At 62.8% G+C, this 22610-nt stretch carries 20 protein-coding genes; 9 read left to right on the top strand and 11 right to left on the bottom strand.

The features are described from left to right. Positions 1 to 131: 131 nt before the first annotated feature. Complete coding sequence (locus tag C2H86_RS01400; RefSeq protein WP_159411127.1) at positions 132 to 836, top strand: NrtR DNA-binding winged helix domain-containing protein; 705 nt, start codon at positions 132 to 134, stop codon at positions 834 to 836. A gap of 134 nt (positions 837 to 970) precedes the next feature. Here C2H86_RS01400 and C2H86_RS01395 read toward each other — a convergent pair whose 3' ends face one another. Beyond that, on the bottom strand, positions 971 to 1900 hold the full coding sequence (locus tag C2H86_RS01395; RefSeq protein ID WP_159411126.1) for a DMT family transporter: 930 nt from the start codon (positions 1898 to 1900) through the stop codon (positions 971 to 973). Between the two features lie 295 nt (positions 1901 to 2195). Continuing rightward, entirely contained in the window at positions 2196 to 2789 is a 594-nt protein-coding gene (locus C2H86_RS01390; RefSeq protein ID WP_159411125.1) for a helix-turn-helix domain-containing protein, read from the bottom strand. A gap of 346 nt (positions 2790 to 3135) precedes the next feature. On the opposite strand from C2H86_RS01390, the gene glnT reads away from it, so the two are divergent. The 6 genes from glnT (at position 3136) to C2H86_RS01360 (ending at position 11874) form a co-directional block, all read left to right on the top strand. Then, positions 3136 to 4470 carry a type III glutamate--ammonia ligase gene (gene glnT / locus C2H86_RS01385; RefSeq protein ID WP_110634251.1) on the top strand — a complete coding sequence of 445 codons (1335 nt, stop codon included), beginning with the start codon at positions 3136 to 3138 and terminating at the stop codon, positions 4468 to 4470. A 66-nt stretch (positions 4471 to 4536) separates the two neighbouring features. Beyond that, the gene (locus C2H86_RS01380) at positions 4537 to 5442 is read left to right on the top strand and encodes a class II glutamine amidotransferase (protein WP_159411124.1); all 906 of its coding nucleotides are present in this window, start codon (positions 4537 to 4539) and stop codon (positions 5440 to 5442) included. 26 nt (positions 5443 to 5468) lie between these two features. Beyond that, positions 5469 to 6143, top strand: coding sequence for a protein glxC (locus tag C2H86_RS01375; protein WP_159411123.1), 675 nt, complete (start codon positions 5469 to 5471; stop codon positions 6141 to 6143). Positions 6144 to 6158: 15 nt separating this feature from the next. Then, a complete protein-coding gene (locus tag C2H86_RS01370) occupies positions 6159 to 7484 on the top strand; it encodes an FMN-binding glutamate synthase family protein (RefSeq protein ID WP_159411122.1) in 1326 nt (441 codons plus the stop codon). A gap of 59 nt (positions 7485 to 7543) precedes the next feature. After that, a complete protein-coding gene (locus tag C2H86_RS01365) occupies positions 7544 to 8845 on the top strand; it encodes an ammonium transporter (RefSeq protein ID WP_159411121.1) in 1302 nt (433 codons plus the stop codon). A 104-nt stretch (positions 8846 to 8949) separates the two neighbouring features. Next, positions 8950 to 11874: an RHS repeat-associated core domain-containing protein gene (locus C2H86_RS01360; protein ID WP_159411120.1), complete on the top strand. Its 2925-nt coding sequence runs from the start codon at positions 8950 to 8952 to the stop codon at positions 11872 to 11874. Positions 11875 to 11964: 90 nt separating this feature from the next. On the opposite strand, the gene C2H86_RS01355 is transcribed toward C2H86_RS01360, so the two are convergent. Both C2H86_RS01355 and C2H86_RS01350 read right to left on the bottom strand, forming a co-directional pair. Next, positions 11965 to 13377, bottom strand: coding sequence for a purine-cytosine permease family protein (locus C2H86_RS01355; RefSeq protein WP_159411119.1), 1413 nt, complete (start codon positions 13375 to 13377; stop codon positions 11965 to 11967). 331 nt (positions 13378 to 13708) lie between these two features. Beyond that, positions 13709 to 14161: an Lrp/AsnC family transcriptional regulator gene (locus C2H86_RS01350; protein ID WP_159411118.1), complete on the bottom strand. Its 453-nt coding sequence runs from the start codon at positions 14159 to 14161 to the stop codon at positions 13709 to 13711. A gap of 111 nt (positions 14162 to 14272) precedes the next feature. On the opposite strand from C2H86_RS01350, the gene C2H86_RS01345 reads away from it, so the two are divergent. Beyond that, positions 14273 to 14887 (top strand): LysE family translocator, encoded by a 615-nt coding sequence (locus tag C2H86_RS01345; protein ID WP_159411117.1) that lies wholly within the window; start codon positions 14273 to 14275, stop codon positions 14885 to 14887. 64 nt (positions 14888 to 14951) lie between these two features. After that, a complete protein-coding gene (locus C2H86_RS01340) occupies positions 14952 to 15584 on the top strand; it encodes a LysE family translocator (protein ID WP_159411116.1) in 633 nt (210 codons plus the stop codon). Positions 15585 to 15624: 40 nt separating this feature from the next. On the opposite strand, the gene C2H86_RS01335 is transcribed toward C2H86_RS01340, so the two are convergent. From C2H86_RS01335 to C2H86_RS01305, 7 genes are all read right to left on the bottom strand, one after another. Next, on the bottom strand, positions 15625 to 17790 hold the full coding sequence (locus C2H86_RS01335) for a GAF domain-containing hybrid sensor histidine kinase/response regulator (RefSeq protein ID WP_159411115.1): 2166 nt from the start codon (positions 17788 to 17790) through the stop codon (positions 15625 to 15627). A gap of 74 nt (positions 17791 to 17864) precedes the next feature. Continuing rightward, the gene (locus C2H86_RS01330) at positions 17865 to 18428 is read right to left on the bottom strand and encodes an NUDIX hydrolase (protein ID WP_110634226.1); all 564 of its coding nucleotides are present in this window, start codon (positions 18426 to 18428) and stop codon (positions 17865 to 17867) included. Between the two features lie 2 nt (positions 18429 to 18430). Continuing rightward, complete coding sequence (locus C2H86_RS01325) at positions 18431 to 19195, bottom strand: GntR family transcriptional regulator (protein ID WP_159411114.1); 765 nt, start codon at positions 19193 to 19195, stop codon at positions 18431 to 18433. An 88-nt stretch (positions 19196 to 19283) separates the two neighbouring features. Then, the gene (locus tag C2H86_RS01320) at positions 19284 to 19673 is read right to left on the bottom strand and encodes a carboxymuconolactone decarboxylase family protein (protein ID WP_159411113.1); all 390 of its coding nucleotides are present in this window, start codon (positions 19671 to 19673) and stop codon (positions 19284 to 19286) included. A 107-nt stretch (positions 19674 to 19780) separates the two neighbouring features. Then, on the bottom strand, positions 19781 to 20266 hold the full coding sequence (locus C2H86_RS01315) for a flavin reductase family protein (RefSeq protein WP_060513325.1): 486 nt from the start codon (positions 20264 to 20266) through the stop codon (positions 19781 to 19783). A gap of 13 nt (positions 20267 to 20279) precedes the next feature. Continuing rightward, positions 20280 to 21761, bottom strand: coding sequence for an aldehyde dehydrogenase (locus tag C2H86_RS01310; protein ID WP_110634220.1), 1482 nt, complete (start codon positions 21759 to 21761; stop codon positions 20280 to 20282). Beyond that, positions 21758 to 22591: an alpha/beta fold hydrolase gene (locus C2H86_RS01305; protein WP_159411112.1), complete on the bottom strand. Its 834-nt coding sequence runs from the start codon at positions 22589 to 22591 to the stop codon at positions 21758 to 21760. The genes C2H86_RS01310 and C2H86_RS01305 overlap by 4 nt, the downstream gene beginning before the upstream one ends. Between the last annotated feature and the right edge of the window lie 19 nt (positions 22592 to 22610).

Genomic DNA, 22610 nt, shown 5'->3' with positions numbered 1-22610 from the left:
TCTCCTCGCTGGAATGACCATATAATTCACCTGGTGCATTAAGTGTGTCAAGTGACACTTGCTACGCGATTGCGGGTTGCCATACTTAGAAGCTCTGGTGGATTATTGCGCTGATGAACAAGGAGTCCCCGGTGAGTACAGTCGAAGTTCTGGCCAGTGTCGATATCGTCGCCCTGCGCCTGGCCCCTGATGCCCAGCATCTGCAAGTGTTGTTGCACCGTCGTGAGCGCGAGCCCCATGTCGGCCAGTGGGCCTTGCCTGGCGTGATCGTCAATGGCCGTACCCCGGACACCAGCCTCGAGGGCGCTGCCGAACGCGCCCTGCGCGAGAAAGCCCTGGTACTGCCGCGCTACCTCGAACAGGTGGGTACCGAAGGCAATGCCTTCCGTGACCCGCGTGGGTGGTCGTTGAGTACCTTCTACCTGGCATTGCTCGATCCGCAGCAGCAGGTCGAGGGTGAGCAGCTGGCGTTTTTCGACCTGGACAGCGTGATTGACCGCAAGGTGCTGCTGCCGTTCGACCATAACCTGCTGGCCGAGCGTGCCCGCGAGCGGTTGGCTTCGAAGACGGTGTACAGCAGCTTGCCGTTGTACCTGCTGGCGCAGAAGTTCACCGTGCTCGATGCGCTGGGGGCGGTGCAGGCGTGCCTGGGGCAGGCGGTGAACAACACCTCGCTGCGCAAGCGCCTGGAGCGTTTGCGCGAGCTGGGGTGGGTGCGGGATACCGGGGAGAAGAACCAGCCCAGGCTGGGGCGGCCGCAGCAGTTGTATCAGTACACGCCGCAGGGGGAGCGGGTGTTCATGTTCGACCGGAGCCTTCTACCCGAAGGCGCCTGAGCGACGCCTTACTTGTGGGAGCGGCCTTGTGTCGCGAAAGGGCCGCGTAGCGGCCCCGGGATTTCAGCGCAAACGCACAAATTGCGGGGGCCGCTTTGCGGCCCTTTCGCGACACAAGGCCGCTCCCACACAGGTCAATGCGCGCAGCGGCTGGTATCGCCTTGTTCAGCCGGGGCCTTGCGTGCCGCTGCCAGAATGGTCGCCAGTACGATCAGCGCAGCACCGGCGGCCATGCGCAGCGTCGGCTGGTCACCGAACAGCCACCAGGCGCCGAGAATCGCATAGACCGGCTCCAGCGCGATGATCATGCCGGCGGTGCGCGCCTCCAGCCCTTCCAGACTCTTGACGAACAGGAACTGCGACAGCCCGGTGCAGAACACCCCCAGCAGCGCCAGGTTGACCCAGTCATTGCTGCCCAGGCTGGTGTTGCCCAGGTGGCTGAAGGCGAACGGCGCGACCAGCGCAGCTACCACCACGTTCTGCCAGAACGCCACCTGCATGGCATTCATGCTCGAGCCGTTACGGCGGTTGGCCACGGTCAGCAGTGCGAACGCCAGGCCCGAGCCCAGGCCCCAGAGCAGGCCGACGGTGCCTTTGTCGAGCAGGTCGAAGGTCGGCACCACCAGCACCAGGCCCGCCGTTACCATCAACAGCAGCAAACCTTGCACGGCGCCGATGCGCTGGCCGAACACGCCGCGTTCGATCATGGCGATGAAGGCCGGGAAGCTGGCAAAACCGAGGGTGGCCACGGCCACGCCGCCCACTTTGACAGCGATGAAGAAGGTCACCCAGTGGGTCGCCAGCAGGGCGCCGGTCAGGCCCAGCACCGGCAGGTTGCGCAGGGTCAGCGCGTCGAGCAGGCGGGTGCCCTTGAGCCCGGCGACGAAGCCCAGGGCGATGAAGGCGAAGGTGGCGCGGCCGAAGGTGATGATGCTGGCGTCGGCGTCAATCAGGTGACCGAGGATACCGGTCAAGCCGAACAGCACAGCGGCGATGTGGGCAACGCACAGGGCGTTACGGTGGCCGGTGGCAGCACCGGCTACGGGGATTGAAGTCGCGATCATGGCAGTCAAGTCTTCACAATGTGGCGCGCGCAAACACTCCCGATTGGCGCGGCGCGGGTCTCTAATACTGGGAGTTTTATCGTTATGAGCCCGGACGAACTGCCCGGTGCAAAAAGGCGCCACAGCGTTGGAATTGTGAAGCGAGGCTGTTTTACTCGCGAATACCACATCGATCAGCCCACGGCGCGGGGCTGGTCGATGTGTGTATTATTTTTGTAGACACGGTTTGCAAGCCGATTGCGGGCGACGTGTGCTTGTCTGATCGCGACATTGGCTGTTGCCTTGCAGCGCCTTGTTATTCCTCACCGTAGTTCATGATCGACAGCAGGCGGATCGGCACCTGTACCAGCTGCTCAGGGCCGTGCGGGGTTTCGCCATCGAAGGTCAGGCTGTCGCCGGCCTGCATGTGGTAGAGCTGGTTGCCGTGGCGGTAGACCAGCTCGCCCTCCAGCAGGTGCAGGAACTCGGTACCGGGGTGGGCGAAGGTCGGGAACTCTTCGCTGGCGTCATCCATGGTCACCATGTACGCCTCGAAGTTTTTCTTCGGGCCCCTGGCGTGATTGAGCAAATGGTAAGTATGGCCCTTCTCGGTGCCGCGGCGCACCACCTCAAGCCCTTCACCGGCCTTGACCAGCAAGGCATTGCCATCGGGCTGGTCATATTGGCTGAACAGCTTGGCCATCGGCATCCCCAACACATCGCACAGTCGGCTCAGGGTATCGAGGCTGGTGGATACCTGGGCGTTCTCGATCTTGCTCAGCATGCCCTGGCTGATGCCGGCGATGCGCGCCACATCGGCGAGCTTGAGCGACTGGGCCTGGCGCTGGCGCTTGATCTGCAGGCCCAGGTATTGCTCCAGGCGAAGGCGCGGTGGGGTTTCGGTTGGCATCGTATGTCCTGCACGGTTTCAGTTCAAGAATAAATTTTTCGCACCGGGAAAGTGCGAAAGGCGGCTGCGTTGGCCGTCGATTTCCTCAGATGAAAACAATTTTCCCATAAATACAGCATGAAAATCTGCCCCATTTATGTGTTGCCTGTACCGGCCTCTTCGCGGAGCAAGCCCGCTCCTACAAGGGATACGCGTCCCTTGTAGGAGCGGGCTTGCCCCGCGAAGGGGCCGGTACAGACGCAACATAACTTGGGTTGATCATGAATTGGCAAGCCCATTGCATTCCTGTGAGGAAAGTAAGTTTCTCATGTGGAATTAGTGCCCCTCACCCAGGAGTGATCAACCCATGTTGCCAGCAGAAACCCAGCGCACCCTCGACCAGTACGGCATCAAGTATGTGCTGGCGCAGTTCGTCGATATCCACGGTTCGGCGAAGACCAAGTCGGTGCCGGTATCGGGCCTCAAGATGGTGGCTGAAGAGGGCGCCGGCTTTGCCGGGTTCGCCATCTGCGGCATGGGCATGGAGCCCCATGGCCCGGATTTCATGGCCCGTGGCGATCTCTCCACGCTGATCCCGGTACCTTGGCAGCCGGGCTATGGGCGGGTGGTGTGCGTGGGCCATGTCAACGGCCAGCCGTGGCCCTACGACAGCCGTTACGTTTTGCAGCAGCAGGTGCAGCGCCTGGCCGACAAGGGCTGGACCCTGAATACCGGCCTTGAGCCCGAGTTCAGCCTGTTCCGCCGCGACGAAGGCGGCAAGCTGCAGCTGGTGGACGCCTCCGACAACCTCGACAAGCCTTGCTACGACTACAAGGGCCTGTCGCGCTCGCGGCTGTTCCTCGAACGCCTTACCGAGGCCTTGCAGCCGGTCGGCTTCGACATCTACCAGATCGACCATGAAGACGCCAACGGCCAGTTCGAGATCAACTACACCTACAGCGACGCTATGGAGTCGGCCGACCGTTTCACCTTCTTTCGCATGGCCGCCGGCGAGATCGCCAACGACCTGGGCATGATCTGCTCGTTCATGCCCAAGCCCGACCCCAAGCGCGCCGGCAACGGCATGCACTTCCACCTGTCGCTGGCCAGCAGCAGCAACAAGAACCTGTTTCACGACCCCTCCGACAGCAGCGGCATGGGCCTGTCGAAACTGGCCTACCACTTCGCCGCCGGCTTGCTGGCCCACGGCCCAGCGCTGTGTGCCTTCGCCGCACCCACGGTCAACTCGTACAAGCGCCTGGTGGTCGGCCGCTCGCTGTCCGGCGCCACCTGGGCGCCGGCCTTTGTCGCCTACGGCGCCAACAACCGTTCGGCGATGGTGCGCATCCCCTATGGCCGCCTTGAGTTCCGCCTGCCGGACGCCGGCTGCAACCCATACCTGGTCACCGCCGCGATCATCGCCGCCGGCCTCGATGGCATCGACCGCCAGCTGGAACCGGGCGAGATGTGCAACGAGAACCTCTACAACCTGAGCCTCGAAGAAATCGCCGCACGCGGCATCAAGACCTTGCCGCAATCGCTCAAGGAAGCCGCTGATGCGCTGGAGGCCGACCCGCTGTTCCGCGAGGTGCTCGGCGCCGAGATCGTCGACGAGTTCATCAAGCTCAAGCGCATGGAGTGGGTGGAGTACTGCCGCCACGTCTCCGACTGGGAAATCCAGCGTTACACCGAATTCTTCTGACCGCCAACCCTATACCTGGGTGGCGGCGAATACAGCGGCTACCCACTGCCTGGAAGGAGTATCACCATGTGTGGAATCGTAGGTCTGTACCTGAAAAAGCCAGCGCTGGAAGCCCAGCTCGGCAAGCTCTTCGAACCCATGCTCGAAGCCATGACCGACCGTGGCCCGGACAGCGCCGGCTTCGCCATCTACGGTGACGAAGTGGCCGAAGGCTGGGTCAAGCTGACCCTGCAGGCAACGGACATCAACTACCCTTGGGCGACCTTGATGGGCCAGCTGGAAGGGCGCCTGGGGTGCTCGCTGGATTGGTTCCAGAACGCCAGCGCGGCGGTTCTCAAGGTGCATGCCGATGAAGCCAGCGCCCGCGCCGCGCTCGCCGAACTGGCGCCGGGCGTGCGCATCATGAGTGCCGGGCAGAGCATCGAGATCCTCAAGGGTATGGGCCTGCCGGCGGAAATCTCCAGCCGCTTCGGCCTGGCTGGCATGCAGGGCAGCCACATCATCGGCCATACCCGCATGGCCACCGAAAGCGCCGTGACCATGGAAGGCAGCCACCCGTTTTCCACCGGTGCCGACCTGTGCCTGGTGCACAACGGCTCGCTGTCCAACCACTTCCGCCTGCGTCAGGCACTCAAGCGCGAAGGCATCAGCTTCGAGACCGACAACGACACCGAGGTGGCGGCCGGCTACCTGGCCTGGCGCCTGCAGCAGGGCGACACCCTGGCCCAGGCCCTGGAAGGCGCGCTGCAAGACCTGGACGGCTTCTTCACCTTCGCCATCGGCACCCGCAACGGATTTGCCGTGATCCGCGACCCGATCGCCTGCAAGCCTGCCGTGCTGGCCGAGACCGACGACTATGTGGCCATGGCCTCCGAATATCAGGCCCTGGCCAGCCTGCCGGGCATCGAGCACGCCAAGGTCTGGGAGCCGGCGCCGGCCACCCTGTACGTCTGGGAACGCGAAAGCGCCTGACCCCCACCGAATCACTGGAGACATTCATGAAGACGATCGACCTTTCCAGCGCCTCGGTGCGCATGCTCAACCAGGCCCTGCATGGCGAGGTGCAGGACCGCGAGTGGCGGGTGACCCACCCTGACGGCAAGCACAACCTGGCGGTGGGCATCAACGCCGCCGTGTCGGTGGATATCGAAGGCCATGCCGGCTACTACTGCGCCGGGATGAACCAGCAGGCCAGCGTCACCGTGCATGGCAACGTCGGCGTGGGCGTGGCCGAGAACATGATGTCCGGCTCGGTGCGGGTCAAGGGCAGTGCCTCCCAGGCCGCTGGCGCCACCGCCCATGGTGGCTTGCTGGTGATCGAGGGCGATGCCGGCGCGCGCTGTGGCATCTCGATGAAGGGTGTGGACATCGTGGTCGGCGGCAGCATCGGCCACATGAGCTGCTTCATGGGCCAGGCCGGGCGCCTGGTGGTGTGTGGCGATGCCGGTGATGCGCTGGGCGATTCGCTGTACGAGGTGCGCATCTACGTCAAGGGTTCGGTGCAGTCGTTGGGTTCGGACTGCATCGAGAAAGAGATGCGCGCCGAGCACCTGCAAGAGCTGCAGGACTTGCTGAACAAGGCGGGGCTGGAACACAAGGCCGCCGATTTCAAACGCTACGGCTCGGCCCGCCAGCTGTACAACTTCAAAGTCGACAACGCCAGCGCGTACTGATCCAGGAGCATTCCCATGAGCGAGCAATTCCCCCCGGTTCTGCGTGAGTCGGCCACCTTCGATCGCCTGACCATCCAGGAAATCCAGCGTGCCGCCGAAACCGGCATCTACGACATCCGCGGCGGCGGCACCAAGCGCCGCGTGCCGCACTTCGACGACCTGCTGCTGCTCGGCGCCAGCGTGTCGCGCTACCCGCTGGAAGGCTACCGCGAAAAATGCGGCACCGACGTGGTGCTGGGCAACCGCTTCGCCAAGAAGCCGATCCACCTGAAAATCCCGGTGACCATTGCCGGCATGAGCTTCGGCGCACTATCGGCCAACGCCAAGGAGGCCCTGGGCCGTGGCGCGACCATTGCCGGCACCAGCACCACTACGGGTGACGGCGGCATGACCCCGGAAGAGCGCGGCCAGTCGCAGCACCTGGTGTACCAGTACCTGCCGTCGCGTTACGGCATGAACCCCGACGACCTGCGCAAGGCCGACGCCATCGAGATCGTCCTCGGCCAGGGTGCCAAGCCCGGCGGTGGCGGCATGCTGCTGGGTATGAAGGTTACCGAGCGCGTCGCTGGCATGCGCACCTTGCCGATCGGCGTCGACCAGCGCAGCGCCTGCCGCCACCCGGACTGGACCGGCCCGGACGACCTGGCGATCAAGATTGCCGAAATCCGCGAAATCACCGACTGGGAGAAACCGATCTACGTGAAGATCGGCGCCAGCCGCCCGTACTACGACGTCAAGCTGGCGGTGAAGGCCGGTGCCGACGTGATCGTGCTCGACGGCATGCAGGGCGGCACCGCGGCCACCCAGGAAGTGTTTATCGAACACGTCGGCATCCCGATTCTGCCGGCCATTCCACAGGCGGTGCAGGCGCTGCAGGAAATGGGCATGCACCGCAAGGTGCAGCTGATCGTCTCTGGTGGCATCCGCAACGGTGCCGACGTGGCCAAGGCCATGGCCCTGGGCGCCGACGCGGTGGCCATCGGCACGGCGGCGCTGATCGCCCTGGGCGACAACCACCCGCGACTGGACAGCGAGCTGAAGACGATCGGCTCGGCTGCCGGCTTCTACGACGACTGGCAGAACGGCCGCGACCCGGCCGGCATCACCACCCAGGACCCGGAACTGGCCAGGCGCCTGAATCCGGAAGAGGCGGGCCGGCGCCTGGCCAACTACCTGCGGGTGCTGGTGCTGGAAGCGCAGACCATGGCCCGCGCCTGCGGTAAGTCGCACCTGCACAACCTCGACCCCGAGGACCTGGTGGCACTGACCGTCGAGGCCGCCGCCATGGCCCGGGTGCCGCTGGCCGGCACCGCCTGGGTGCCGGGCCAGGCCCAGTACTGAACCGCCTCGACACCGCCGGCCTTCGCGCCGGCGGTTCTAATTTGCACAGGAGTGACTCCATGAAGCTTGCCCTAGCTGTTGTGCTGTTCGCGTTGACGCCGTTGGCCTACGCCGCCGAACCTGCCCTGGATACGGGCAACACCGCCTGGATGATCTGCGCCGCGATGTTTGTGCTGATGATGTGCATCCCGGGCCTGGCGCTGTTCTATGGCGGCATGGTACGGGCGAAGAACTTCCTTTCGGTATTCACCCAGCTGTTCGCCGTGGCCGGGGTGATCGGTATCCTCTGGGTGCTGTTCGGCTACAGCCTGGTGGTGGACACCACCGGCATGGTCGAGGGGCAGCTGACCCTCAACAGCTTCATCGGCGGGTTGGACAAGGCACTGATGCTGAACATCGGCCACGACAGCCTGGTCGGCACCATCCCGGAAGGGGTATTCGCGGTATTCCAGCTAACCTTCGCCATCATCACCCCGGCACTGATCGCCGGTGGTTTTGCCGAGCGCATGAAGTTCAGCGCCTCGCTGCTGTTCATGGCGGCCTGGTTCGTCCTGGTGTACGCGCCGATCGCCCATATGGTGTGGGGCGGGCCGGGGGCGCTGATGGTCAACTGGGGGGTGCTGGACTTTGCTGGCGGCACTGCGGTGCACATCAACTCCGGTGTAGCGGCATTGGCCGCCGCGTTGATGCTGGGCAAGCGCAAGGGTTACCCGCAGGTGGCCATGCCGCCGCACAACCTCGGCTTCACCCTGGTCGGCGCGGGACTGCTGTGGGTTGGCTGGTTCGGCTTCAACGTAGGCTCCGGGCTTGCGGCCAACGAAGGGGCAGGGGTGGTGATGCTGGCGACCATGGTGGCGGCGTGTGCCGGGATTGTCGGCTGGTTGCTGACCGAGAAGGTCATGCATGGTCGGCCTACCGCGTTGGGTGCGGCCTCGGGGGCATTGGCCGGGCTGGTGGGGATCACGCCGGCCTGTGCGTTTGTCGGGCCGTTGGGGGCGGTGGTCATCGGCTTGCTGACCGGGGCGATCTGCTTCTTTGCCGTGACCCGCTTGAAGCAGGCGCTGGGGTATGACGACAGCCTGGATGTGTTCGGGCTGCATGGGGTAGGCGGGATGGTCGGGGCGGTGTTGACCGGGGCGTTTGCGGCGCCGGCGTTGGGCGGGTATGTGGAGGGCGCTTCGCCGATCGGACAGGCGCTGGTGCAGCTCAAGGGTGTGGCGTTCACCTTTGTTTACTGCTTCGTGGTGAGCTGGGCGATTCTTGGGGCGATCAAGCTGACAGTGGGGTTGCGGGCCAGCCGGGAAGAGGAAGAGCAGGGGCTGGACCTGGCGAAGCACAATGAGCGGGCTTACAACCTTTAATCGGACACTGTGCGAACGCCCTGACCTGATATTTCTGCCAGTTGGTTTGGTAGGTGCACTTGGCTTAGATTTTTTCTTGGCGCAAGGGGCTTCAAGGGGGGGATATGGCACTTGACGATGGGAAGAAGCTGCATACTGGGACGCCAGATATGACGGTGCTGGCGTGCAGTTCAAAGATTGTTCTGGCTCTGTGCATGCGTCGCTCACCTCACGATGTGCTTACAGGTACCCCCGCCCAGCTGTTGCGCACGCGTACTGAAAGCGAGCCATTAACGCGTACCATTCGGACCTTCGGCCCGCGCAACCTCAAGGTCACTCCAGAGCTGCCCCTGCTGCCTGATTCCGTCATGGTCGCCAGCCTTGGGGGCAAGGTACTGTTCTTTGATACCGCTGACGGCGATGCCAGCCTGGGCTTGTTTGACAGCGCTGGCCGCCCACTGTGGACACGCAACGCTCAAGGTACCGATAGTCGCTGCATGTACGAAGCGCGTGAGAACGGCGGTCGTCTTGTAGCCGTTATTGAACAGCCCGCTGCGGGCCAGCCTCGCGTGCGACAGAAGCTTGCGTACGGGGATGTGCTGGATGGTCAACGGCAACGCAATCTTGTCGGCGTAGTGACTGTAGAGCATGACAATGCCGGGGAGTTGAAGACGCAGGCGGTGGCTTTGACCGGAAAGGTCATGCTGACTGGTCGACGGTTGTTGCATGCACAAGCAGAGCTGCCTGACTGGGCCGGAGAAAGCGCTAATGATCTTGACGATGATGTCCTGACGGTTGCGGCGGGTTTCAATTCAGTTGGGGCGTTACTGATACAAACCAATGCTGCTGATGTCATGACAGCATACAAATACGATATCAGCGGGGCGCCATGCTTGACGTCGCTCGGCAAAGAGTTCGTCGAGGCGATGGAGTTTCGAACGTTGCAAAGACGCGCTGAAGGAGCGCTGCTGTTGCAGGAAATGAGTAACGGCGTAGTTGAAAGGTTTGATTACGAGCCGAAAACGCAGCGTCTCGCGCGCCATCTTGTATTCCGCCCGGCCAGTCACCGTTCCGGAGGTCTGGTCATCAGCGACCTGAATTACCGGTATGATCCGGTGGGTAACGTCATCTCCGTCGTTGATCAGAATGTTGGCCCCTATGTACACCGCAACCGAATCTCCGACGGACAGCGTCTATATACCTATGACACGCTGTACCGATTGGTAGACGCTACGGGTCGGGAGCGCAGCCCGGTCAATCATTTTTCCCAGGAGTCCATTGCTTTCAGTGGAGGTAGTGTTTGGCGCAATTACACCGAGCATTACACTTACGACGACGGTGGCAACTTGACCCATCTCAAACACAATGGTGGGGCAGGTGATCGGACCCGAACACTTGTCGTGTCGGAACGCAGCAATCGGGCGATGGTCGATGGCCACGCACTCACGCCTGATAACGGGTTCTTGTCGGGCGGGCTGCAGATGCAACTGGAAGACGGTCGAGCATTGCATTGGATGGCTGACGGTCAACTAGGCAGCGTCAGTTTGCTCAGACGCTTGAGTGCATCTGATGACACTGAACGTTATTGCTATGCGAGCCGTGGTGAGCGAGTTCGCAAAGTCACAACGCTGAAAACAGCTGGAGGCGTCCAGACGACCACTACCACCTATGCGGGGGGCTGTGAAATCCGTCAGAGAGCGACAGAGGGGCGGGGAGTAACACAACAGTCAGTGCTCATTACCGAGGTAGCGGGTGGGCGTTTGCTAGAGGATCGCCAGGAAGGCAAGCAGTACCTGCGTTTTGCGATCACCGATCATCTGCGCAGTTGTATGGGTGAAACAGATCAAGAGGGAAAACTCACAGCGCGTGAAGAGTTTACGCCATATGGTACAACTGCGGGCCTTGATGAGGGTGTCATTGAAAGTTCTGGCCTTTTGCAGCGAACCTACCGTCATGCCGGAAAAGAACTCGATGCAACGGGGCTCTATTACTACGGATGGCGTTATTATCAACCAGGCCTCGGTAGGTGGTTGAGTGCGGACCCCGGGGGGATGGTTGATGGCAGCAACCTATACACGATGTGCGGTGACAATCCGATAAGCTTTGTTGACCCCGATGGTCGCATGAAGGAGGACGCGACCTCATTGCCTCTGGTTGGGAATTTTCCATCATTTAAAGCTGCCAGAAGGAGCAGTCAAACTGATGTCAGAAAAAATCAGTTCGCGCAGGTCGAGGCCGAAAAAATTGGTGAAAGTGTTATCGGTGAAGGGCTTGCTGATATCGGAAAACGCGATCCGGTTTTTGCGAAAAGTTTGTCGAGGGCTCATGCAGCCGCCAAGCTGGGTATAAGTTTCGCGAAAGGTGTGATGGAGAGAATGAATGTGGGGCAGGGCTCGGACAAAGAGCTTGCTGTTGTCTCGGGTTACTTTTTTGACAAGAATCGAGCGACGCTCACGCCTGAGAACATTGATAAAATCCATGATGATCTAAGTTTGTTGAGTCATGAAATAATGGCGTTTTCAACAGATAATCTGATAGGGGTTTCGAGTCGCGCTTCTTCCAACGTGGCTGCTTGGGTGGTAGAAGGTGACGAGTCCAAGAGAATATTTGTAAGAGATAATTACAAAGCAAGTCCGAGGTTGTTGACGTGGAACATTATTCACGAGCTTACTCATTTTAAACTGGACTCGCTTGATATGTGGTACGTGATGTCGCCTTTTCAAAAGCTTCCCGGTCACGAGGGGGAAGGCAGCTTCAGAAAGATTTTGAACGCCGATATAGTTAATCAGCGAGACATGAATCTCAAAACCAAAGGAGGGTATGTTTTTTTGGGGGCGGATGCCGCTGAGTTTGAGGTCGGCAAATTCAGCGACGTGTCTGAGGCGGATTACGTAGTCGATCAGATGATGAAAAATGCGGACTCCATCGCAATGTTAATCTACGTGGTTAATTATCATTTGAATGGGCCGTTAAAGGCTCAAGCCAATCGTAAGAGCGATTTATCTCGAAATTCTGCAGGCAACCTGCCCGTCAGGCGGTATAGCATATGAGTCTGCTGCCCGCTTTCCTTGCTGGTAGCAGCCTGTTCCTTGCCCGGATTTTTAAAGCCGAATTAGGGACAGGCTGTTTGAATCGCGGTGTTAGGCTGCAGTTGCCAACTTGGCACTGGTCTGCCGACGGCGATAGGCACTGTCACGGCTGGCCAGCCACCAGTACAGCGGCGAGGTCACTGCCAGGCCTACCAGCCACGACAGGTCGGCCCCGTTTATGTGCTCGGAGATCGGCCCGACGTACAGCGGCGTGTTCATGAACGGGATCTGCACCACGATACCCACCGCATAGGCAATCAGCGCCTGCGGGTTGTAACGGCCGTAGATGCCGCCATCGACCTGGAAGATCGACTGGATGTCGTAGTCGCCCTTGTGGATCGCGTAGAAGTCGATCAGGTTGATCGCGGTCCACGGTACCAGCACCACCAGCAGCACCAGCACCATGTCGACGAAGTGGCCGATGAAGTCCGCCGAGGCGAACACCGCCACCACGCAGCAGGCCGACAGCACGATCAGCGACAGTACTGCACGGCTCTTGGCGGTCGGGATCCAGCGGTAGGCGAAGGTCTGCACCAGGGTGATGATCGACAGTACCGCGCCATAAAGGTTGAGGGCGTTGTGGCTGATCACGCTGAGCAGGAACAGCACCAGCATGATCGGGCCGAGGGTGCCGGTGGCCAGCTTGACCGCGTCCATGGTGTCCATGCCGGCCGGGATCGCCAGCACCGCCACGGCACCGAATACGAACGACAGGCTCGAACCCAGGGCAGAGCCCAGGTAGGTGGTCCAGAAGGTCGAGCTGACTTTCACGTCGGCCGGCAGGTAGCGCGAGTAGTCCGACACGTACGGGGCGAAGGCGATCTGCCACAGCGCCGCCAGCGACACGGTGGCCAGCCAGCCGGCCAGGTTGAAGCCGCCGCGGGTGAGGAAGTCGTCACTTTGCACATGGCTGAAGATATAGCCGAAGCCGACCACGATGCCGATGCCCAGCACCCAGGTGCCGATGCGGTTGAGCACGTGGATGAAGCGGTAGCCGATGATGCCGATGATGCCTGAACCCAGCGCACCGATGACGATGCCCACCGGCACCGGGACGGCCTCGACCACGCCATGCAGCGACTTGCCGGCCAGCACGATGTTGGAAGCGAAGAAGCCGATGTACATCACCCCGGCGATCACTACCACCAGCAACGCGCCGAGGGTGCCGAACTGGGCGCGGCTCTGGATCATCTGCGGGATGCCCATCTGCGGCCCTTGGGCCGAGTGCAGCGCCATCAGCACGCCGCCGACCAGGTGGCCAACGAGGATGGCGACGATGCCCCATAGCAGGTTCAGGTGAAACAGTTGCACGCCCAGCGCGCCGGTGACGATGGGCAGCGGCGCGATATTGCCGCCGAACCACAGTGTAAACAGATCCCTCACCTTTCCATGGCGGTCTTCCGGCGGCACGTAGCCGATCGTGTGTTTTTCTATCAGGGGTGCCGAATTGGCTGCACTGGTCATGACTGACTCCAAGGCAAGGTGGGGCATCGGGTGCTGCCCGGGTGCGTGCCGGCGAAGGGCGACGCGTTCTTGTTGGAGCGATGATGCGGGGCGCGGGGATAACGAGAAATTAGTAAATATGTGCCCATAAACCTTAAAAAACCTAAGGCTGACAAAAGCTTAAGCGGTGGACGGTAGCAAGGAGGGTGCCAGCTGGCTGGAGGGCCTGAGGTAGAGGGCGTGCCGGTTGCCGGGGGAAGTTGGGGTGGGCTGTGTTGGTGCGCAGTGCGCATTAGCAGGGCAATTCAAACCGTTGCCTGTGCCGGCCTCTTCGCGGCACAGGAGAAAAAATCTACATGGGCAGCAGTCGATCCTGAATGACTTCCTTCATCACCAGGGTCGAACTCAGGCGCTTCACATTGGGAATGCTGGTCAAGTGCTCGTCATATAGCTTCTGAAATGCCGGCAAGTCCTTGGCCACCACATGCAGCAGGTAATCCGGATCACCGAACAGCCGTTGCGCCTCGACAATCTGCGGGATCTCGGCCAACGCCGCTTCGAAGTCCGCCACGGGCTGGCGTGTGACCTCGCGTAGGGTCACGAACACCAGCGCGGCGAAGTTCAGCCCCAAGGCGCTTGGTGCCAGGCGGGCGTGGTAGCCCAGAATCGCCCCGGACTCTTCCAGTGCCTTCAGGCGCCGATGGCAGGGTGAGAGACTTAGCCCCACGCGGTCGGCCAGCTCGGTGACCGACAGCCGACCGTCTTTTTGCAGCTCGGCAAGGATTTTTCGATCCGTTCTGTCCATTGGCAAGAATCTTCCAGTAAGTGAGTGCTGAAAGGGAATATACGAAAGAAAATCCCCGGGCGGAATCCGTAATCTTTCCTCATCCCAAGGCAGTAGATAAGGAAGATTCAAGTGGCTATCAGTGTGCTGACGGCGTTCTGGGCTGTGTCGATGCTGTTCGTGATTACCCCCGGAGCAGACTGGGCCTATGCCATTTCGGCGGGCATGCGCGGGCGTTGGGTGATGCCCGCAGTGGCGGGGATGTTGTCGGGGCATTTCCTTGCCACGCTGGTGGTGGCGGCCGGGGTCGGCAGCCTGCTGGCGGGCCACCCGCTGGCGTTGACCTTGCTGACCCTGGCGGGGTGCAGCTACCTGCTGTGGCTGGGCGGTAACCTGTTGCTGAGCCCGGCATTGCCTTCGGCCGGGCAGGGCGGGGCGGGGGAGTCGGGCTCGCGCTGGGCATTGAAAGGCTTTTGCGTGAGTGGGCTGAACCCCAAGGTGTTCCTGCTGTTCCTGGCCCTGCTGCCGCAATTCACTGACCCGCAGTCGAACTGGCCGGTGCCGTTGCAGATCTTGCTGCTGGGCCTGGTGCACCTGTGCAGCTCGCTGGTGATCTATTCGCTGGTCGGCTTTGGCGCCAAGGCTGTGCTGAGTACCCGGCCAGGGGCGGCAAAGCTGGTCGGACGGGTGTCAGGGGTGGCGATGATTACCGTGGCGCTGGGTTTGATAGCCGGGCAGATCCACTGACTTCACCGGTTATGAACAGCTTCGGATACACTCGCCGCATTCCCGCGCACCCAGGATGTGCCCCATGCCCGATACCACCCAGCTGCTTACCTTCGCCCTGATCTGCCTGGGCATGGTCCTGACCCCGGGGCCGAACATGATCTACCTGATCTCCCGCTCGATCTGCCAGGGCCGCAAGGCCGGGTTGATTTCCCTTGGCGGTGTGGCGCTGGGCTTCGTCATCTACATGTTCTGCGCTGCACTGGGCATCACCGCGCTGGTTATGGCTGTGCCCTTTGCCTATGACGCACTGCGCATTGGTGGCGCGCTTTACCTGTTGTACCTGGCCTGGCAGGCACTGCGCCCCGGAGGCCGTTCGCCTTTCCAGGTGCGGGACCTGCCTGCCGACAGCCCGCGGCGGCTGTTCACCATGGGGTTTGCCACCAGCCTGCTCAACCCCAAGATTGCCGTGATGTACCTGTCGCTGATGCCGCAGTTCATCGAGCCAGGCCATGGCAGCGTGCTGCTGCAATCGTTGGTACTGGGCACGACGCAGATCGCCATCAGTGTCACGGTCAACGCTCTGATTGCGGTCATGGCCGGCTCTATCGCCGTGTTCCTCGCCGGTCGGCCACTGTGGCAGCAGGTTCAGCGCTGGCTGATGGGCACGGTGCTGGCGGGCCTGGCCGTGCGCATGCTGGCTGAGGGTCGCCGTTGAGTGGCAGCAGAAGCTCAGCGCAATTGTGGCGGTTATGGCTTTACACGCCTAGCACTTTGCCGAGCAGCTGGCACACCTGTTCGGCCGAGTAGGGTTTGGCCAGAAAGGCAAACCCTTGGTGCCCGCCTTCGGCAATCGCTTCGCTGTAGCCGGAGGTGAGGATAACCGGCAACTGCGGCCGCTGGCGGCGCAGCTGCCTTGCCAGTGCCAAGCCGCCCATGCCTGGCATGACCACATCGGAAAACACGGCATCGAAGCCTTCGGGCGCGTTATCAAGCTGCACCAGGGCATCTTCGGCCGAGCTGGCCCAGCTGATCTGGTAGCCGTGGTCTTCAAGGATTTGCGCGGTAAAGCTGCCCACATCGGGATTGTCCTCGACCACCAGGATGCGCCGCCGCTGGCCGCTGAGTTGAGGCCCGTTGTGCGGGTCGCTGGCAGGTGCGTCGCTGGCCGGTGCCGGCTCTTGTGGCAGGTACAAGGTGAAACGGGTGCCCTGGCCCTGGACGCTATCGACCTTGACGTCGCCATCGGACTGCTTGGCAAAGCCAAATACCTGGGACAAGCCCAGACCGGTGCCTTCACCCGGCGCCTTGGTGGTGAAGAACGGATCGAAGATGCGCTCCAGCAACTCGGGGGCAATGCCGACCCCACTGTCACTGACCGAAATGGCCGCGAATAGCCGGTCGTGGCCGGGCATCTGCTGATCGGCCTGCAGGCGCAGGCGCAGGGTGCCTTCACCGGCCATGGCGTCGCGGCCATTGAGCATCAGGTTGATCACTGCGGTTTCCAGCTGGCTGAGGTCGGCGCGGATATGGCAGGGCGATTCTGGCAGCTGCAGCTCAACGTGGATGCGTGCGCCGGTGGCCGTGTCGAGCATGTCGGCCATCGCCTCCAGCCGTGGCCCGGCTTCGAACACTTGCGGGCTCAGTGCCTGGCGGCGGGCGAAGGCGAGCAGTTGGCCGGTCAGCTTGGCGCCGCGGTCGACGGTGTCGGACATGGTCTTGAGGTAGCGTTCGCGGCGCTGTTGGTCGAGATTGGGGCGCTGCAGAAAGTGCAGCGACGAGCGGATGATGGTCAGCAGGTTGTTGAAGTCGTGGGCCACGCCACCGGTCAGCTGGCCGATGGCTTCGAGTTTTTGCGTCTGGCGCAGCACGGCCTCGGTGTGCAGCAACTGCGCGGTACGCTCTTCGACCCGGTGTTCCAGGGTCGCGTTGAGCGCTTCCAGGGCGGCCATTGCCTCGCGCATTTCGGCGTGGGCCTGGATGCGCTGGATGTGCGCCCAGGAGCGCTCGGTGACTTCGCTGAGCAGCGCTTGCTCGTAGAGTGTCCAGGTCCGTGGCTCATGGTCATGGATTGCCATCAGCGCCGTCAGCCGGCCATTCTTGATCAGTGGCATGCAGACGGTGGCGGTGATGCCGATGGCCTGGAAGGTGGCAGACTCTTCGCTGGCCAGTTCGTTGAGGTTGTCGTTGATCACCAGGGGCAGGCCGGCGCGCAGGCGGCTGACGGCCAGGCGGCCGAAATCGGCCAGGCGGTACCGCCCGAGCAGGCGCGGCGAGCCCGGTGCGACCCAATCGCCACAGATGGTGAAGCCGTCTTCGTCGGCGTCCATCACGGCATAGGCGCAGCTCGACAGCTCCAGGTTTTCCACCAGCATGCGCGTGGTGATCGCCATGATGTGGTCCGGGTCGGTGGCATTGGCCACGGCGCGGCCCAGGTTGTCGAGAAAGTTCAGGCGCTGGTTGGTGACCACGCTGGCGGTGGTTTCGGTGACCGTGTCGAGCATCCCCACCACACTGCCATCCTCACTGCGGATAGGGCTGTAGCAGAAGGTGAAATAGGCTTTTTCCAGGCTGCCGCAGCGGTCGATCAGTAGCGGGAAGTCCTCGATGAACACAGCCTCGCCGGCGAGTGCCCGCGCGGCCATGTCAGCGATCTCGTGCCAGGCTTCCTGCCAAACCACACTGAAGGGGCTGCCCAGGGCCAACGGTTTGTCGCCGAGGATCGGGGTGAAGGCGTCGTTGTGCAGGGTGATCAGCTCTGGGCCCCAAAGCACGGCCTGTGGAAAGCGCGAGTCCAGGCACAGGGCTACGCTGGTCCTGAGTGTTTCAGGCCATTGGCCAAGTGGCCCCAGAGGGGTGGCAGCCCAGTCGTGGTTGCGAATGCGCTCGGCCATCAGCCCGCCGCCGTCTAGCCAGTTTGCCATGTGCAGTGCCGGTCCGTTTGCTTGAGGTCTCTAGAGTGCACCGAGAATAGACGGTTGGCGAGGGAAGCGGCGCCTCAGCGCATGAAATGCACCTTGCCGGTGTCGTCATTGCCCATGTAGATGCCATACACCCCGGCCTGCCGTTCAAGGATGTAGCGCTCGAGAATCTGCCGGATCGCCGGATAATAGATCTCGTCCCAGGGGATTTCGTCAGGTTCGAAGAATTTGTACGCCAACGTTTCCGGCCCGTACTGCCCCGTCTCTTCGGTGGCGATGGCGCGGAAGATGATGTAAACCTCGCTGATTTTCGGCACGCTGAAGATCGAGTAGGGCGAGACGATGTCGGCGCGCACGCCGCTTTCTTCCCAGACCTCGCGCAAGGCCGCCTGTTCGGTGGTCTCGCCGGCTTCCATGAACCCGGCCGGCAAGGTCCAGGTGCCGGGGCGCGGCGGGATGGCGCGCTGGCACAATAGATACTTGCCGTCGCGCTCGATGATGCAGCCGGCGATGATCTTCGGGTTGATGTAATGGATATAGCCGCAGCCGGTGCAGTGCAGGCGTTCGTGGGTGTCGCCTGTGGGAACGCCCCGGGCCAGTTCCGTGGTGCAGTGCGGGCAGTAGCGCGGGGCGTTGGGCATGGTCAGCGGCCTATGCGGGGTTCGATGCGGGGTTCCTTCAGCGCCAGGGGCTCGACCATGTCGCGCACCTTACTGTTGTCGTCCTGCTTCTGGCGCAGGTAGTCCAGGGCCACCTTGGCAGCGGCGCGGACGTGGTCGACCGAGGCCTGGTGGGCCACCAGCGGGTCGCCGCCCTTGATCGCCTCGACGATCTTTTCCATTTCGCGGTTGCTGGCGCCGCGGCGGTTTTCCTGCGACACCGAGGTGGCACGCAGGTAGCTGATGCGTGCCTGCAGCTGGCGCAGCTGCTGGGCGGCGACCTGGTTGCCGGAGCCTTCCAGGAGCACGTCGTAGAAACCTTGCACCGAGTCCAGCACCTGCTGCAGTTCGCCTTCTTCGAGGGCTTCGCGGTTGACCTCGAGCGCGCGTTCCAGGGCACGGATGTCCTTGGCCTTGGCGTTGAGGGTGAACAACTGCACGATCAGGCCTTCGAGCACGCAACGCAGCTCGTAGATATCGCGGGCGTCTTCCAGGGTGATGATGGCCACGCGTGGGCCCTTGGCGTCGGCGAACTCCACCAGGCCTTCAGACTCCAGGTGGCGCAGGGCCTCACGCACCGAGGTGCGGCTGACGCCGAGACGGTCGCAGAGGTCGCGCTCGACCAGGCGGTCGCCCGGCAGCAGGTGGAAGTTCATGATCGCGCCGCGCAGCTTGTCGAGCACGATTTCGCGCAGGGTAACGGGGTTGCGGTTGACCTTGAAGCTGTCGTCGAGTGGCTGGCGTTTCATCAGGTGCGCTCTTTATGAGGCTGTTGCGCCAACATCACGGAGCCCCCTGAACCGAGGCACTCCTTGCAGTGGTTCGAACAGCCCGTTGTTAACGGGTTGACTCCGCATCGGCTTCGGCGAATGCCTCGCGGGCCAGGCGGAAGCTGTCCACCGCCGCGGGCACGCCGCAATAAATGCCGACCTGGAGCAGGATCTCGCGAATCTGTTCACGGCTCAGGCCATTACGCAATGCGCCGCGAATGTGCAGCTTGAGCTCGTGGGGCCGGTTGAGCGCGGAAATCATGGCCAAGTTTATCATGCTGCGGTCTTTCAGCGAGAGGCCTTCGCGGCCCCAGACGTGGCCCCAGCAGTACTCGGTGACCAGCTCCTGCAGCGGCTTGGTGAAGTCATCAGCATTCTGGATCGAGCGGTTGACGTATTCCTCGCCCAGCACCTGGGTGCGGATCTGCAGGCCTTTCTCGTACTTTTCATTGCTCATGCGCAGTACTCCGGAATAAAAAGGGGCCGCAACCGAGGGTGAGACGATTAGTGCGGCCCCTGGAAATGGGGCGAAAGGGCTGCACAGCAGCCCCGGCGCTCTCAAGGTCAGCCCAGCGGCGGCAGGGCGCCCAGCTTGCCTTTGTGGTAGACCATCGGGGTCACCGGCTCGGCCGGCAGCACCAGGTTCTTCACCGCGCCGACGATGATCGCGTGGTCACCGCCGTCGTATTCGCGCCACAGCTCACACTCGATGATCGCCGTGGCCTTGGTCAGCAGCGGGTTGCCCAGCTCGCTCAGCTGCCACTCGACGCCCTTGGCCTTGTCCTTGCCCTTGCCGGCGAAGGCATAGGCCTCGGCGGTCTGGTCGGCGGACAGCAGGTGAATGGCGAACTGCTTGCTGTCACGCAGGATCGGGTAGGTGTCCGATGCGTAGTTGGGGCAGAACAGCACCAGCGCCGGCTCGATCGACAGCGCGCTGAACGCGCTGGCGGTGATGCCGACGATGCCGCCGTCGGCGTCCAGGGTGGTGACCACGGTGACGCCGGACGGGAACGAGCCCATCACGTCTTTGTAGATGCCAGGTTCGATCATCTCGTGCTCCCTCTTAGCGCATCACAAACGGGTCGGGCATCGGCGCGGTGGACAGGTTGATCCACACGGTCTTCAGCTCGGTATAGGCCAGCACCGAATCGATGCCGCTCTCACGGCCGTAGCCGCTGTTCTTGAAACCGCCGATCGGCGCCATGGCCGACACCGCGCGGTAGGTGTTGACCCAGATGATCCCCGAACGCACGTCGCGGGCCAGGCGGTGGGCACGGCCCAGGTCGCGGGTCCAGATGCCGGCAGCAAGGCCGAACTGCGAGTCGTTGGCGATGGCCAGGGCCTCTTCCTCGGTCTTGAAGCGGATCACCGCGGCGACCGGGCCGAACACCTCTTCCTGCATGATGGTCATCGAGTTGCTGTCGCACTCGAACAGGGTCGGCTCGTAGAACCAGCCGTCACCCTCGACCTCGGCACGCTTGCCACCCATGTGCAGCTTGGCGCCTTCGGCCTTGGCCGCAGCGACCAGGCCTTCGACCACGGCCAGCTGCTGTGCGGTGGCCATCGGGCCCATTTCGCTGGCGTCGTCCTGCGGGTTGCCGATGCGGATGCGCTTGGCACGGGCGATCAGGCGCTCGACGAACTCGTCGAAGATCTCGTCCTGCACCAGCAGGCGCGAGCCGGCCACGCAGCTCTGGCCCGAGGCGGCATAGATGCCGGCCACGGCACCGTTGATGGCGCTGTCCAGGTCGGCGTCGGCGAAGATGATGTTCGGCGACTTGCCGCCCAGCTCCAGCGACAGCTTGGCGAAGTTCTCGGCACTGCTGCGGACCACGTGGCGGGCAGTGGCGGCGCCGCCGGTGAAAGCGATCTTGCGCACCAGCGGGTGGCGGGTCAGCGCCGCACCAGTGCTTGGGCCGTAGCCGGTGACCACGTTGACCACGCCTGCCGGGAAGCCGGCTTCGAGCGCCAGGCGAGCCAGTTCGAGGATGGTCGCCGAGGCGTGCTCGGAGGGCTTGATCACGATGGTGTTGCCGGCAGCCAGGGCCGGGGCCAGCTTGATCGCGGTCAGGTACAGCGGGCTGTTCCACGGGATGATCGCGGCGACCACGCCGATCGGCTCGTGCACGGTGTAGGCGAACAGGTCTGGCTTGTCGAGGGGCAGGGTGCCGCCTTCGAGCTTGTCGGCCAGGCCCGCGGTGTAGTGGAAGAACTCCGGCAGGTAGCCGACCTGGCCGCGGGTTTCGCGGATCAGCTTGCCGTTGTCACGGCTTTCCAGCTGGGCCAGGTGTTCCTTGTTCTCGGCGATCAGGTCACCCAGGCGACGCAGCAGCTTGCCGCGTGCGGTGGCGGTGATGCTGCGCCACGCCTTGCTGTCGAAGGCACGCTGGGCGGCCTGTACGGCCAGCTCGACATCGGCTTCGTCGGCGTCGGGCAGTTGCGCCCAGGCCTGGGCGGTGGCCGGGTTGAGGCTGTCGAAGGTCTTGCCGCTCTGGGCATCGAGCCATTGGCCGTCGATGCACATCTGGAAACGAACGAGGGTCATGCAACAATCCCCTTGGCGGATTCGGTGAGGGTGCGGGCTTGGGCGAGGAAGTCCAACAGCATCTTGTTGACTTCACGCGGGGCTTCCACGGGCATCATATGCCGTTGCTCGGCGAGGACCACGCTTTGCGCGCCAGGAATGCTGGCGGCGAGCTGGCGGGTCATGGCCGGGGTGGAGCCCGAGTCGAGTTCGCCGGTGGCGATCAGCGTCGGCACCTGGATGTTGCCCAGGTCGCCGGCGCGGTACATGTCCTGGGTGGCGAACAGCGAGTAAGTGGTGTGGTATCCCTGTGGGTCGTTGTTCGCCAGCACCTGGCGAATGGCAGCGACCTGGGCCGGGTTGGCGGCCTTGTATTCACGGCTGAACCAGCGGTCGAGGGCGGCGTCGACGTTGGCGTCGGGGCCGAGCTCCGCGGCCTGAGCGGCGCGGGCGATGACGCCGGCACTCTGCTCGGGGGTGCGGTTGAACACGCTGTTGAGTACCACCAGCGCCGCCAGGCGCTGCGGGTAGTTCAGGGCAAAGGCACGGGCGACCAGGCCACCCATGGAGAAGCCGATCACGCTGGCTTGTTGAATCTGCAGGTGGTCGAGCAGTTCGGCGAGCTGGGCGGCGTAGCCTTCCAGGCCGGTGTCGGCGGCCGGCAATGCGCTTTGGCCGTGGCCGAGCATGTCGTAGGTGATGACGCGGTAGTCATTGGCCAGGCCAACGATCTGCCCGCCCCACATTTCCTTGTTCAGGCCCACGCCGTGGATCAGTACCACGGGTTGGCCCTGGCCGACGGACAGGTAGCTGGTGCCGGCAGGTGTACGTTCAGCGACAGGCTGAATCATGGAGGGCGCTCCTTGAAGG

The organism is Pseudomonas putida (assembly GCF_009883635.2).
Lineage (GTDB): Bacteria > Pseudomonadota > Gammaproteobacteria > Pseudomonadales > Pseudomonadaceae > Aquipseudomonas > Aquipseudomonas putida_W.
The sequence above is the reverse complement of the archived record's forward strand: the minus strand, read 5'-3'. Positions and strand labels throughout refer to the sequence as shown.

Excerpts from the sequence above, each read along its gene's own strand:
- C2H86_RS01380 (WP_159411124.1), top strand. The coding sequence starts at position 4,537 with ATGTGTGGAATCGTAGGTCTGTACCTGAAAAAGCCAGCGCTGGAAGCC.
- C2H86_RS01305 (WP_159411112.1), bottom strand. The coding sequence starts at position 22,591 with ATGATTCAGCCTGTCGCTGAACGTACACCTGCCGGCACCAGCTACCTG.
- C2H86_RS01360 (WP_159411120.1), top strand. The coding sequence starts at position 8,950 with ATGGCACTTGACGATGGGAAGAAGCTGCATACTGGGACGCCAGATATG.
- C2H86_RS01390 (WP_159411125.1), bottom strand. The coding sequence starts at position 2,789 with ATGCCAACCGAAACCCCACCGCGCCTTCGCCTGGAGCAATACCTGGGC.
- C2H86_RS01395 (WP_159411126.1), bottom strand. The coding sequence starts at position 1,900 with ATGATCGCGACTTCAATCCCCGTAGCCGGTGCTGCCACCGGCCACCGT.
- C2H86_RS01350 (WP_159411118.1), bottom strand. The coding sequence starts at position 14,161 with ATGGACAGAACGGATCGAAAAATCCTTGCCGAGCTGCAAAAAGACGGT.
- C2H86_RS01355 (WP_159411119.1), bottom strand. The coding sequence starts at position 13,377 with ATGACCAGTGCAGCCAATTCGGCACCCCTGATAGAAAAACACACGATC.
- C2H86_RS01340 (WP_159411116.1), top strand. The coding sequence starts at position 14,952 with ATGCCCGATACCACCCAGCTGCTTACCTTCGCCCTGATCTGCCTGGGC.
- C2H86_RS01320 (WP_159411113.1), bottom strand. The coding sequence starts at position 19,673 with ATGAGCAATGAAAAGTACGAGAAAGGCCTGCAGATCCGCACCCAGGTG.
- glnT (WP_110634251.1), top strand. The coding sequence starts at position 3,136 with ATGTTGCCAGCAGAAACCCAGCGCACCCTCGACCAGTACGGCATCAAG.
- C2H86_RS01325 (WP_159411114.1), bottom strand. The coding sequence starts at position 19,195 with ATGAAACGCCAGCCACTCGACGACAGCTTCAAGGTCAACCGCAACCCC.
- C2H86_RS01365 (WP_159411121.1), top strand. The coding sequence starts at position 7,544 with ATGAAGCTTGCCCTAGCTGTTGTGCTGTTCGCGTTGACGCCGTTGGCC.
- C2H86_RS01335 (WP_159411115.1), bottom strand. The coding sequence starts at position 17,790 with ATGGCAAACTGGCTAGACGGCGGCGGGCTGATGGCCGAGCGCATTCGC.
- C2H86_RS01375 (WP_159411123.1), top strand. The coding sequence starts at position 5,469 with ATGAAGACGATCGACCTTTCCAGCGCCTCGGTGCGCATGCTCAACCAG.
- C2H86_RS01370 (WP_159411122.1), top strand. The coding sequence starts at position 6,159 with ATGAGCGAGCAATTCCCCCCGGTTCTGCGTGAGTCGGCCACCTTCGAT.
- C2H86_RS01315 (WP_060513325.1), bottom strand. The coding sequence starts at position 20,266 with ATGATCGAACCTGGCATCTACAAAGACGTGATGGGCTCGTTCCCGTCC.
- C2H86_RS01330 (WP_110634226.1), bottom strand. The coding sequence starts at position 18,428 with ATGCCCAACGCCCCGCGCTACTGCCCGCACTGCACCACGGAACTGGCC.
- C2H86_RS01310 (WP_110634220.1), bottom strand. The coding sequence starts at position 21,761 with ATGACCCTCGTTCGTTTCCAGATGTGCATCGACGGCCAATGGCTCGAT.